This window comes from endosymbiont of Riftia pachyptila (vent Ph05), from assembly GCF_000224455.1.
Lineage (GTDB): Bacteria > Pseudomonadota > Gammaproteobacteria > Chromatiales > Chromatiaceae > Endoriftia > Endoriftia persephonae.
In genome coordinates this window covers 1-11,547 of the sequence record NZ_AFOC01000102.1, presented here as the reverse complement: position 1 = coordinate 11,547, position 11,547 = coordinate 1, and the positions used below count along the sequence as shown (strand labels likewise).

Genomic DNA, 11,547 nt, shown 5'->3' with positions numbered 1-11,547 from the left:
TCGCCGGCCTGTTCAGCGCCGCCCTCTCGCTGGGTGGACAAGGCCATCTGGGTGAGCACTACCGCTACACCGAAGAGACCATCTACCCCGGCGATCCGCTCTATGCCATCGGCCTGTTTAAATCCTTTGACGAGACCGACCGCCAGGCGCTGATCAAGGCGCACGCCAGCGACCTGCTGCGCCAGTGGAAGCAGGATCATCCCGAACTGCTAGCGCGTTTCGACCGCAACGGTGACAGTCGCATCGACCTGGACGAGTGGGATCAGGCACGCCGCCAGGCCCATCGCCAGGCGACCCGGGAGGAGGCCGCCGCCGACCGCCAGAACCTACACACTCTGAGCAACACCGGTACCAGCCGCCGCCCCTTCATCATCTCCAGCCATGCCGAATTCAAGCTCGTCACCCGTTACAAGCGCATCGCCTTCGCCGCCATCAGCAGTTTTTTTCTCGCCGGCGGCATCGCCAGCTGGATGCTCGGCGTCCGACTGCTCAGCTGAACTTTGCTAGAATCGGCCGAACTCCAGCGTCCCACCACTGTCACACTCAAACAATCTCCAGAGCTGATCGAACCATGCGCCACCCGATCCTGATCCAGACCCTCATCCTCGCCAGCCTGGCGCTGCCCCTGCAGGCCAAGGATCGCCCCTTCATCGATGAGGCCGATCCCCAGGCCCGCGATGACCTGGAGGAGACAGTCTGGAAGGAGCAGGCGACCAAGCTGCCCGAACTGCCCAAGGCAGAGAACCTGGTGGAGTTCCAGGTCGACGACCCCAACAGCCGCTTTCGCTACTTCATCGACCGCAGCGCCCTGCAACTGGGCAAGGATGGCGTGACTCGCACCCTGATTGTGATCCGCTCCGCCAGCGGCGCCATCAACACCTCCTTCGAAGGCTTCCATTGCGGCGAACGCCGCTACAAGGTCTACGCCTATAGCGGTAAAAAAGGCCTCAAGGCGGTCAAGCGAGCAAAGTGGAAGCGGGTGATGAAAAGCGGCTACGGCAACTTCCGCGACCCGCTCTACAGCCACTACCTGTGCGACATCCTCACCGGCCTCCCCTACACCCCCGAACAGACTATCCGCGCCATGCAGAGCAACCAGTCGCTGCAGGAACGCCCCAGCTTCATCGACGACTAACGGTCGGCTAAACCCGCGAATCCCCACGGGGACCAGGCAGCCAAAAAGCTATAGAATCGCCGCAGATTTCCCACGGGGCCTGTGCCCCGCTGACAGATTCCTTACGGAGCCTACCGAATGTCCAACGCCCTGCTCGAGATGGAAGGCCTGCCCGCCTTCTCCCGCATCACCCCTGATCTGGTCGAGCCCGCCATCGACCAGCTACTGGCCCACAACCGGGCCGAGACCGAACGGCTGCTGCAACAGCCAAGCCCCTTCAGCTGGCACAACCTGATCGAGCCGCTGGAGATCCTCGATGACCAACTCAGCCGCGCCTGGTCGCCGGTCAGCCACATGAACTCAGTGGTCAACAACGATGCGCTGCGCGCCGCCTACAATGCCTGCCTGCCAAAACTGAGCGAATATGGCACCGAGATGGGGCAGAACGCCGAACTCTGCGCCGCCTACAAGGCCGTCGCGGAGGGGGATGAGAGCCTCGATCCGGTGCAACGTAAACTGCTCGATAACGCCCTGCAGGATTTTCATCTCTCCGGCGTCGATCTGCCCGAGCAGAAAAAGGCGCGTTTCAAGCAGATCAGCCAGCAGCTCTCCCAGCTCACCAGCAAATATGAGGAGAACCTGCTCGATGCCACCAACGCCTGGAGCAAACGGATCGACGACCCCGAGGCCCTGGCCGGCCTGCCCGAGTCGGCCCTGGCGCTGGCCAAGCAGACCGCCGAACAGCGTGGCGAGAGCGGCTGGCTGCTGACCCTGGAGTTTCCCTCCTATCTGCCGGTGATGAACTATGCTGATGACCGCGAGCTGCGCCGCGAGGTCTATGAGGCCTTCGCCACCCGCGCCTCCGATCAGGGCCCCCACGACAAAGCGTTCGACAACAGCGAGCTGATGGAGCAGATCCTGGCGCTGCGCCATGAGCAGGCGCAGCTGCTCGGCTTCGCCAACTATGCCGAGCGCTCCCTGGCGCGCAAGATGGCCCGCTCAACCGATGCGGTGATGGCGTTTCTGCACGATCTGGCCGAGCGCTCCCGTCCCCAGGCCCAGCGCGAGCTCGAAGAGCTGCGCCAGTTCGCCCGTGAGGAACATGGCATGCTGGAGCTGCAGGCCTGGGACATTGGCTACTACAGCGAGAAGCTGCGCCAACACCGCCACAATATCAGCCAGGAGGAGCTCAAGCCCTACTTCCCCGAGACCAAGGTAGTGCCCGGTATGTTCGCAGTGGTGGAGCGGCTCTACGGCATCCAGATCAAGGCGATCGAGGGGGTCGATAGTTGGCACCCGGATGTGCGCTTCTTCGAGATTCGCGACGCCGACGGCCAGCTACGCGGCCAGTTCTATCTCGACCTCTACGCGCGACCGAAAAAGCGCGGCGGCGCCTGGATGGACGATTGCGCCAGCCGCTTCTTCACCGATCAGCTCGATCAGACCCCGGTGGCCTACCTCACTTGCAACTTCTCACCGCCAGTGGGCGAGCAGCCGGCGCTGTTCACCCACGACGAGGTGGAGACTCTGTTCCACGAGTTCGGCCACGGCCTGCACCATCTGCTGACCCGCATCGACTACCCAGCAGTGGCCGGCATCAACGGCGTCGCCTGGGATGCGGTGGAACTGCCGAGCCAGTTCATGGAGAACTTCTGCTGGGAACGTGAGGCACTCGACTTGATCTCCGGCCACTGGGAGACGGGCGAGCCGATCCCGGACGACCTCTACCAACGCATGAAGGCGGCCAAGAACTTCCAGTCGGCGATGCAGATGGTGCGCCAGCTGGAATTCTCGATCTTCGACTTCCGCATCCACCGGGAGTACGAGCCGGCCCACGGCGGACGCATCTATGAGATCCTCGATGAGGTGAGGCAGCAGGTCTCGGTGCTGATCCCGCCGGCCTGGAACCGCTTCGCCCACGGCTTCTCCCACATCTTCGCCGGCGGCTACGCGGCAGGCTACTACAGCTACAAGTGGGCAGAGGTGCTCTCCGCCGACGCCTTCTCCCTATTCGAAGAGCGGGGCATCTTCGACGCCGAGACAGGGCGGGCCTTCCTGCAGGAGATTCTGGAGCAGGGCGGCTCGAAGCAGGCGATGGAGCTGTTCACCACCTTCCGCGGGCGGGAGCCACAGATCGATGCACTATTGCGACATAGCGGCATAACAGCGGAATAAAGCCGGAGAATCAGAGCAGCGGGGTGTAGATAGCACAGCCTTAGGAGCCTCTGAATAAGTCTGGACGAAGTAGATCGCAATTCAGAATGTTCAGATTTGAGGCGCAAATCGCACCTAAAGCTACCGCTCCCTGCTTACGCGCTTCCCCTACAGGGATGTAGGGGATAACTGGCTATTGCGAATGACTGCATGGATGCAGGAGGTAGAGCAACGCAAGGCGCAGTTGCCGAGATTTGCAACGAAAAAGCTGAATCTTCTGGACGCAAGATACGAGTTCATGACTTGTTCAGAGGCTCCTTAGTCATCATCGTCATCGTCGGTCGCCATGTCGATCACCGCACCGCCTACCTCGAACGGAATCTCGACCACCTCAACGGCAGCGCCGACCACGACGCCGGTGACCACCACTGCGGCACATCCCTGCACGCTCAGCAATAGCAGCAGCAACGAGACAAGCTTTACTCTCTGCATCCTTTTTCCCTGTCGACTGGAACAAGTGCAGCATAAGGTAACACCCTGCCTACCGACGCAGCCAGCGTGCTGTGTCACACTGGCCGAGCACCGATGGCAGGCGGGGCGCTGACGATCAACGAATCTCTTCCAGGCTCTGCTGGCGGATATAGACCCGCGGCGTAATCAGCCCATACCCCTGTCGCTGCCAGTGCAGCAGTTCGGCGAAGGCGGAGGGGACCACCTCGACAAAATCGTGGAACTCCTCGACGCTATAGCCATAGTCGCTGGCAGCCAGACCACAGACCTTGAACTCAACACCCAGCAAGGCGTAGTAGCGCATCCGTTCCACCTCTGTCCGGTAACGCTCGTAGTTCTTTTTCGCCAGGGTAACGATCTCGGTGCCATGCACCACCACCTTGATCTCCATGAATTCCGGTGCCATGTCGTAGGGGGAGTCCATCAGCGGATTGATCAGTGAGCGGATCCAGTAGAGCGCACTGCCCATCTTTGCCGGATCGTCCAGATAGAAGTCGTAGACCGCCTTGGGCGGTTCGTAGGCTGGCTCTACCTCTTGCCCCGCCTCAGCCGTCAGGCTTATCGCCAGAACCCCACAACACAGCAGCAGCTTTTGGATTGCCATAACTCTCTCCCCAGGAAGGTTCCGTAGTAAAACCGTCCCCATGTGTGATTCCTACTACTTACCTCCTGGAGGAGAGCGACGTCATCACCAACCAAATATCCGCCAACCATCTCCTGCTTGCTCAGATCTGCAGCGCATCCAGGGTCCAGCCGACGCCGCCGACCTCCACCTCAGGATGGCGCTTGCGCATGCTGCGTTCAACCGCAGCAACCCGTTCGCGGGGCAGATCCACCAGCAGCAGGATCTCGCCATGGCGGATTGCCGTACGGCACTCATCGAGATGGGCGTGAGGCAGATGGCGCACAAAGTGGCGGCCCGCCAGATAGGTCAACCCCATCACCAGCAGTGCCGCCAGGGTCACGCCGACACTGCCGCTAAAGGCCGCGGCAACAAGCACCAGCAACGCGGCAAAGAAGAGCAGCAGATTAAGATCCCAAAACCACTGCTCCAGCCTGGCCGCAAAGTCACTGCGCTGGCGCACGCTCGCCTCGGGCAGCCCCTCGATATCCACATCCTGACGGGCGATGGTGTGGATATGACGCCTCGCCACTCCCATCCCGGTCAGATCGACCACCGCCCGTTCAGCAAACTTACGCCCCGGAAACAACAGATAGACTCGTCTTAACATCACTGCCTCCCCAGGCCTAACCTTCAGCTACATAGTCATCGCTATCATTGCCCTGCACTACCTTGCGATCCTCCAGCTCCATTGCCAGATAGGTGCGCTTATTGGCCTCTGTCTCGAAATAGATCTCTAGACCATTGTCGCCATCCCCCTCATAGACACAGGGGTGCATCTCAGGGTTGCGCACCTCATGCAGGGTGATTGGATCTGTGGTGGTTCGAATATGCATAATTATCATCCTCGTATCGTTACTACTTAGGTATAGATAACCAAGTAATTTAATCAAGAATAATGGCGGCATAATTGTTCCGAAGAAAGTGTGGGTTGGGTCTACCCAGCTGGAGAAACGCGCGATTAACCCTCAAAAAGCTCGAAAAAGAGCGTGTAGAAGACGCTTGCCAGCAGCAGGCTAAAGAGGGTAATAGGGATGCCGATGCGCATCCACTGGGCGGGGGAGATACGGGCGCTGTCGATACCGCACTTCTCCGATTCGCTGACCGCAATCAGGTTGGCAGTGGCGCCGATGTGGGTGCCGTTGCCGCCCAGACCGACGCCGATCGCCAACGCCCACCAAAGCGGGGTGATGTTGACACCGTGGCTCTCCAAACCAAGGATGATCGGGATCATGGTGACGGTGAAGGGGATGTTGTCCACCACCGCACTCAGCGCTGCCGCTGCCCACATCAGTAGCAACCCGGCCAGCAGCAGTCTACCCGGCTGGCTGGCGAGCCCGGCCAGCCAGGTACCCAGCAGGTCGAGCAGGCCGGAGGCCTCGACCCCGCCAACGATGATGAAGAGCCCGCAGAAGAAAATCAGTACCGACCAGTTGACCTCGCCGAACAGCGCCTCTGGCTCCGGGGCCAACAGCAGCAGCGCCAGCGCCAGGCCGATGAAGGCAACATAGGCGGGGTAGAAGTGGAAGTGATGGTGGACGAAAAAGAGCAGGATCACCAGCGCCAGCACCGAGAGGATCTTCTTCAGCGCCAGTGGGTCTTTGATCGCGTGGGTCTCTACCAGCTCACGCGCCTGAATGCCGCCGGGACGCAGCTGTTCGCGGAACAGAAATAGCAGCAGTCCCACCGTACCGAGCCAGACAAACAGAATCGGCGGCCCCATGTGCAGCAGAAACTGGCTGAAGTTGAGCCCACCGGCACTGCCGATCATGATGTTGGGCGGATCACCCACCAGGGTCGAGGCGCCACCAATATTGGAGAGCATCGCCTCGGCCATCAGGTAGGGCATCGGGTTGAGCTTGAGCAGGCGGCAGATCAGCACCGTCAACGGGGCGAACACAATCACCGTGGTAACGTTGTCGAGGATCATGCTGATCAGGCTCACCGACAGCGAGAGGTAGATCAGTAACAGCCGGGGATCACCTTGGGCGAGACGGGTGATGCGCACCGCAGCATAGTCGAAGGCGCCGGTGGGGCGCAGCATCGAAACCAGCATCATCATCCCCGCCAGCAGGAAGATGGTGTTGGCATCGATTGCCTGTAGCGCTGCCTCCTGGGAGTAGAAGCCGAACCCCATGCCGACACCGATCATCACTACCGCGCCAAGGATCGCCGCGTGGGTGCGGTGCATCCATTCGGAGAAGATCAGCACATAGGCCAACAGCAGGATCGCAGCGGAGAACTGCATCTCTCCGGTAAACAGTGTCGCCGACTCGCTCATATGTCGCTGCACTCGCGGCTAGTGAGGAGTTTGGCTATGCCCATGCGAGTGATCACGCCCCGGTAGTTGTCATCCGCATCGGTGACAAATAGATAGCCGGTGTTGAACTGCTCCATCAACGCCAGTGCCCGCACCGCATGGGAGTCGCAGTGCAGGCGGATCGCATCCTCCAGCAGGTAGTTCTCAACCGGCGCGGAGAGTACCTCCTCGGCGTGCACCTCGGGCAGATTCATGTGGTCGATGTCATCCCCCAGCAGATGGCCACCGAGGATCAGATCACGCGGCACGCAGCATTCTCGAAATGCGTGGCGCACCGAGAAACGGCCGGCGATGCGGCCCTCCGCATCCACATAGGGGATGCCCGGCACATCCTTGTCGACACACTCCTGCAGCGCATCACCAAAGCTCATGCCGGAACGCACCACGCTGGTCTTGATAAGGATCTTGGCAAGGTTCATGGCGTCTCATCCATCAGTGGCCGCATCGCGTGCAGAATGTTGGGAAAGAGATGCTTATTCTGCCGCTCCTGCATCGCCAGCAGCTGTTTCATCTGGGCACGCTGGGAGGGGGCGGTAAAACACGCGGGACAGCTGTCGGGGATGATCGGCAGCCCCGCATCCCGGGCGAAGGCGCGGGTCATACTCTCACGACAGTACACCAGCGGACGGATGATCCGGATATCGCCTGCGTTCATTCCGATAGTGCGCCTTCATGGTGCGCAGCTGGCCGCCGTGGAAGATCGACATCAGCAGGCTCTCCGCCAGGTCGTCGAGATGCTGTGCCAGTGCCAACACATTGTAGTCCTGCTGGCGGCAGGTGGAGTACATGATGCCGCGCTTCATGCGCGCGCAGTAGGAGCAGAAAGAGTCGCCGTCCATGCTCTTCTTGGCGTCCTCCATGATCGGCTGTTCACGGTAGAACCAGGGCACACCCAGCCGGTCGTAGTAGGCTTTGAGCGGCACGGGATCGAACCCCTCGACCTCCGGGTCGACGGTGATCACCCCCAACTCGAACTTCACCGGCGCGTAGGTTTGCAGATGACTGAGGATCTGCAGCAGCGACAGCGAGTCTTTGCCGCCGGAAACCCCGAGCAGAATGCGGTCACCCTCACGGATCATCTCGTAGTCAGCAATCGCCCGGCCGACCTTGCGCAGCAGGGACTTGGGTGGTTTGGCATAGTCACTCATAGCTGGCAATTCTACACCCGCAGGACGGTCGTCGCCGAAACCAATTCGACCATTGTATTTCACCGCAAAATCCCCCATCTTGATGATCCAGCTTCAACCAACGGAGAGAACAGCATGGATGTATTTGTATTGGCAGTACTCGCATTGGCCATCGCTCTGCTGGTGCTTGGCGCCAAACGAGTGCCCCAGGGGATGGAGTACACGGTGGAGCGGTTTGGCCGCTATACAAAGACCCTGCGCCCAGGCCTCAACCTGATCGTGCCGGTGATCGACCAGGTCGGTAACAAGCAGAACATGATGGAGCAGGTGCTCGACGTGGCCTCCCAAGAGGTGATCACCAAGGACAACGCGATGGTCAGGGTGGACGGCGTGGTCTTCTTCCAGGTGCTCGATGCCGCGAAGGCCTCCTACGAGGTGAACGACCTCTTACGCGCGATCCTCAACCTGACCATGACCAATATCCGTACCGTGATGGGCTCGATGGATCTGGATGAACTGCTCTCCCAACGCGACACGATCAACGCTCAGCTGCTCACCGTGGTGGACGATGCCACCACCCCCTGGGGCATCAAGGTGACGCGCATCGAGATCAAGGACATCGCCCCGCCGCAGGATCTGGTGGAGTCGATGGGCGACAGATGAAGGCGGAACGCGATAAGCGCGCCCAGATTCTCGAGGCGGAGGGCACCCGCCAGGCGGAGATCCTGCGTGCCGAGGGCGAAAAACGGGCAGCGATCCTCAAGGCCGAAGGCGAAAAGGAGGCGGCCTTCCGCGAGGCGGAGGCCCGCGAGCGACTCGCCGAGGCGGAGGCTCGCGCCACCGCGATGGTCTCCCAGGCGATCGCCAAGGGTGACATCAACGCGATCAACTACTTTGTCGCACAGAAGTACACCGAGGCACTGCAGAGTATCGCCTCGGCAGAGAACCAGAAGGTGATCATGATGCCACTGGAGGCCTCCAGCCTGATCGGCTCAATCGGCGGCATCAGCGAACTGGTGAAGCAGGCGCTGGGCAAGCGGGGAGATGCCTGATGGCGTTGCTGCAGCAACTCGACTACTGGCACTGGCTGATCCTCGGCGTGCTGCTGGTANTCCTGGAGATCTTCTCGCCTGGAGTGTTTCTGATCTGGATGGGGCTCGCCGCCGGTCTGGTCGGGCTGCTACTGCTCGCCTTTCCCGAACTCGGCTGGCACTACCAGCTGCTGGGGTTCGCCCTGTTCAGCGTCGCCAGCATCCTCGCCGCCCGCAGCTTTCTGCTGCGCCATCCAATTCAGACTGATCAGCCGAGCCCTTAACCGGCGTGGCGAGCAATATCTGGGGAGGAGTTTTACCCTGGAAGATCCGATCATTAACGGTGAAGGCAAGATCCGCGTCGACGACACCACCTGGAAGATCCGCGGCAACGACTGCCCAGGCGGCAGCCAGATCAAGGTCATCGGCGTGGATGGCGTGGTGCTGTTGGTGGAGCAGAGCCGCTAAGCGGCCGGCTGAAACCGAATTTTATCGGCAGCGGTTCAGACCTTGACGTCCACATTCTGCCCAAGGGCACCGTGCGGTTTAGGTACCGAGTTGAGCAGTTCTATCGCCATCTGACCCTGCTCCTCAGTCACCTGTTTCTGCTTTTTCAGCATCGCCGTCACCAGCTGGGAGTTTGTGTCGCCCTGCTGCGGCCGAGCCGCCTGCTGGGCGGCGCCAATGGAGTCGATCATGCCTACACCTCTGTCGATGGATGGGACAATCAGACTATCGGCAGCCAGCAGAATTGTTGAGTAATCTGCCACAGGTCGTGACTCTGCTTCCCCTGCCGGTCAAATAAGCGACCGCAACAGCGCTTCCATCCGCGGCTTGTCAACCGGGTGCTTCAGCACCTCATGCAGCGGTAATATCTCATTGAGTTTATCCACATAGTGCCGCTCGGCCGGCTCAACCATCACGATCACCTGAGCCTGCGGGGCATACTTCTGCAGGCTGAAGAGAAACACATCGAGATTGCTGATATTCACCCCGGCGTAATTGTTGCCATAACCATAGAAGAACTCACAGACAACAATATCTGGCGCTCGCCCCTTCAACTGGCTGATCGCCTTGCGCATGGATTTAAAGCTGAGCACTTCCAGCCCCAAGCGCTGGTAAAGGGGAGCGAAATCCGGGTGTGTGGGAGATTCAATGATCGAGTAGAGCAGGGGCTGAGACACTCTTTATCACCTTGCCGCCTGCACGGCGATCTAAACTGGAGAGGGGGGCGATTGTAACGATTAGACCACGACAACCAAAACTCAGAGTAAGACAAGGCCGAGTCAGCAATGAACGCGCCCATGCAACGCATCTTTCAGGTAGACGATGACTATCGGCTGATTTCGCGCCTCTTCATCAAGCTGCTGGCGCTGATCTATCTCGCTGCCTTCTACTCATTGTCGGGCCAGATCGTCGGCCTGGTGGGAAGCAACGGTATCCTGCCATTCCAGGAACAGCTGCGGAACAGCTTCGCCGCACAAGGCTATGCCGCTTGGTGGCAGATCCCCAATATTTTCTGGCTCTCCAGCCACGACTGGGCGCTGCAGGCTGCCAGCTGGGCTGGTTCACTCTGTGCTCTGCTGCTGCTTGCCGGCATCCGGCCACGCGCCATGCTGGTTTTGCTCTTCGTTCTCTATCTCTCCCTGACCCAAGCAGGGCAGTTTTTCCTCAACTTCCAGTGGGACTATTTACTGCTGGAGGCGGGCTTCCTGTCGATCTTCCTGGTCGATCGGCCAACCCGGCTGATAATCTTTCTGTTCCACTGGCTGCTGTTCCGCCTGCGCCTACTATCCGGCCTCTCCAAAATCCTCAGCGGCGATCCCAGCTGGGGCAGCCTGACCACCCTGGAATACTATTTCGAGACCCAGCCGCTTCCCCATATCGGTGCCTGGTACGCCCACCAGCTGCCGGAGGGGTTGCTGATGGCGGCCACTGCGCTGGTGCTCTTCTCGGAGCTGTTGCTGCCGTTCTTCATCTTCCTGCCACGACCTTTTCGCATCTTTGCCGCGCTGTCTACCACCCTGGTGCAGATCGGCATCATCGCCACCAGCAACCATAATTTCATCAACCTGCTGACGATCCTGCTCTGCCTGTTCCTGCTCGACGACCGTTTTGTCCGGCGCCTGTTACCGGCGAAGTGGCACAAGGCTTCACCCCCTCTGCCTCAGCATTCAGGTCACAGTCGCTTCGCGCCAGTGATAAGCGGTCTGGCCGCCGGCTTCATCCTACTGGTCAGCCTGAGTCTCGGATACCAGATGATCTCAGGCCGGAGTCTGCCGGAACCACTCGCCAGCATCGCGTTTACCGGCCATCAATTTGGCCTGGGCAACGTCTACCACGTCTTTCCAACCATGCAGCGGGAACGCCATGAACTGCGGATCGAAGGGAGTCAGGATGGAATCGAGTGGCACGCCTATCGCTTTCGCTACAAGCCGGGGCCTCTCGATCGGCAGCCGGCCTTCATCATTCCACATCAGCCACGCCTCGACTGGATGGTCTGGTTTGTACCGACCCAGGCACCGGAGATGCTCTATTGGTTTGACAGGCTGATGTTGCGGCTGGGGAAGAACACACCGGAAGTGACTGGGTTGCTGGCGCATAATCCCTTTTCCGATAGGCCTCCGCGCTATTTGCGAGTATTGGTCTATCGGTACCGCTTCACCAGT

Annotated in this window: 12 protein-coding genes and 3 pseudogenes; 6 read left to right on the top strand and 9 right to left on the bottom strand. The window is 60.1% G+C overall.

The genetic code is table 11. The features are described from left to right. From RIFP1SYM_RS18325 to prlC, 3 genes and pseudogenes are all read left to right on the top strand, one after another. A pseudogene (locus tag RIFP1SYM_RS18325) lies at positions 1-497 on the top strand (hypothetical protein); the annotation flags it as partial. Between the two features lie 74 nt (positions 498-571). Then, positions 572-1,135: a CNP1-like family protein gene (locus RIFP1SYM_RS16595; protein ID WP_006474629.1), complete on the top strand. Its 564-nt coding sequence runs from the start codon at positions 572-574 to the stop codon at positions 1,133-1,135. 117 nt (positions 1,136-1,252) lie between these two features. Next, a complete protein-coding gene (gene prlC / locus RIFP1SYM_RS13735) occupies positions 1,253-3,289 on the top strand; it encodes an oligopeptidase A (protein ID WP_005965780.1) in 2,037 nt (678 codons plus the stop codon). 297 nt (positions 3,290-3,586) lie between these two features. Here prlC and RIFP1SYM_RS18320 read toward each other — a convergent pair whose 3' ends face one another. From RIFP1SYM_RS18320 to RIFP1SYM_RS13705, 7 genes and pseudogenes are all read right to left on the bottom strand, one after another. Beyond that, complete coding sequence (locus tag RIFP1SYM_RS18320; RefSeq protein ID WP_006474628.1) at positions 3,587-3,760, bottom strand: hypothetical protein; 174 nt, start codon at positions 3,758-3,760, stop codon at positions 3,587-3,589. A 115-nt stretch (positions 3,761-3,875) separates the two neighbouring features. Further along, positions 3,876-4,382 carry a DsrE family protein gene (locus tag RIFP1SYM_RS13730; RefSeq protein WP_006474627.1) on the bottom strand — a complete coding sequence of 169 codons (507 nt, stop codon included), beginning with the start codon at positions 4,380-4,382 and terminating at the stop codon, positions 3,876-3,878. A 121-nt stretch (positions 4,383-4,503) separates the two neighbouring features. Continuing rightward, positions 4,504-5,010: a hypothetical protein gene (locus RIFP1SYM_RS13725; protein WP_006474626.1), complete on the bottom strand. Its 507-nt coding sequence runs from the start codon at positions 5,008-5,010 to the stop codon at positions 4,504-4,506. 16 nt (positions 5,011-5,026) lie between these two features. Then, the gene (locus RIFP1SYM_RS13720) at positions 5,027-5,236 is read right to left on the bottom strand and encodes a hypothetical protein (protein ID WP_006474625.1); all 210 of its coding nucleotides are present in this window, start codon (positions 5,234-5,236) and stop codon (positions 5,027-5,029) included. A 125-nt stretch (positions 5,237-5,361) separates the two neighbouring features. Continuing rightward, on the bottom strand, positions 5,362-6,681 hold the full coding sequence (locus tag RIFP1SYM_RS13715) for an ArsB/NhaD family transporter (RefSeq protein ID WP_006474624.1): 1,320 nt from the start codon (positions 6,679-6,681) through the stop codon (positions 5,362-5,364). Further along, complete coding sequence (locus RIFP1SYM_RS13710) at positions 6,678-7,139, bottom strand: CBS domain-containing protein (protein ID WP_005965771.1); 462 nt, start codon at positions 7,137-7,139, stop codon at positions 6,678-6,680. Before RIFP1SYM_RS13710 ends, RIFP1SYM_RS13715 begins: the two co-directional genes overlap by 4 nt. Beyond that, positions 7,136-7,868: pseudogene (locus RIFP1SYM_RS13705) on the bottom strand (PP-loop family protein). The gene RIFP1SYM_RS13710 and the pseudogene RIFP1SYM_RS13705 overlap by 4 nt, the downstream one beginning before the upstream one ends. 114 nt (positions 7,869-7,982) lie before the next feature. Between RIFP1SYM_RS13705 and RIFP1SYM_RS13700 the strand changes: the two are divergent. Beyond that, a pseudogene (locus tag RIFP1SYM_RS13700) lies at positions 7,983-8,899 on the top strand (SPFH domain-containing protein). A 231-nt stretch (positions 8,900-9,130) separates the two neighbouring features. Then, on the top strand, positions 9,131-9,346 hold the full coding sequence (locus RIFP1SYM_RS18315; protein ID WP_338063185.1) for an NfeD family protein: 216 nt from the start codon (positions 9,131-9,133) through the stop codon (positions 9,344-9,346). A 35-nt stretch (positions 9,347-9,381) separates the two neighbouring features. Here the strand turns inward: RIFP1SYM_RS18315 and RIFP1SYM_RS13690 are convergent, their stop codons facing one another. Beyond that, positions 9,382-9,576: a putative motility protein gene (locus RIFP1SYM_RS13690; RefSeq protein WP_006474620.1), complete on the bottom strand. Its 195-nt coding sequence runs from the start codon at positions 9,574-9,576 to the stop codon at positions 9,382-9,384. Positions 9,577-9,675: 99 nt separating this feature from the next. Further along, positions 9,676-10,062 carry a hypothetical protein gene (locus RIFP1SYM_RS13685; protein ID WP_005965758.1) on the bottom strand — a complete coding sequence of 129 codons (387 nt, stop codon included), beginning with the start codon at positions 10,060-10,062 and terminating at the stop codon, positions 9,676-9,678. Between the two features lie 120 nt (positions 10,063-10,182). Here RIFP1SYM_RS13685 and RIFP1SYM_RS13680 point away from each other — a divergent pair. Then, on the top strand, positions 10,183-11,547 hold a 1,365-nt coding region (locus RIFP1SYM_RS13680), incomplete at its 3' end, for a lipase maturation factor family protein (RefSeq protein ID WP_039960543.1).

Coding starts and splice junctions, on each gene's coding strand:
- RIFP1SYM_RS13725 (WP_006474626.1), bottom strand. CDS start 5,010: ATGTTAAGACGAGTCTATCTGTTGTTTCCGGGGCGTAAGTTTGCTGAA.
- prlC (WP_005965780.1), top strand. CDS start 1,253: ATGTCCAACGCCCTGCTCGAGATGGAAGGCCTGCCCGCCTTCTCCCGC.
- RIFP1SYM_RS16595 (WP_006474629.1), top strand. CDS start 572: ATGCGCCACCCGATCCTGATCCAGACCCTCATCCTCGCCAGCCTGGCG.
- RIFP1SYM_RS13690 (WP_006474620.1), bottom strand. CDS start 9,576: ATGATCGACTCCATTGGCGCCGCCCAGCAGGCGGCTCGGCCGCAGCAG.
- RIFP1SYM_RS18320 (WP_006474628.1), bottom strand. CDS start 3,760: ATGCAGAGAGTAAAGCTTGTCTCGTTGCTGCTGCTATTGCTGAGCGTG.
- RIFP1SYM_RS13730 (WP_006474627.1), bottom strand. CDS start 4,382: ATGGCAATCCAAAAGCTGCTGCTGTGTTGTGGGGTTCTGGCGATAAGC.
- RIFP1SYM_RS13710 (WP_005965771.1), bottom strand. CDS start 7,139: ATGAACCTTGCCAAGATCCTTATCAAGACCAGCGTGGTGCGTTCCGGC.
- RIFP1SYM_RS13720 (WP_006474625.1), bottom strand. CDS start 5,236: ATGCATATTCGAACCACCACAGATCCAATCACCCTGCATGAGGTGCGC.
- RIFP1SYM_RS13715 (WP_006474624.1), bottom strand. CDS start 6,681: ATGAGCGAGTCGGCGACACTGTTTACCGGAGAGATGCAGTTCTCCGCT.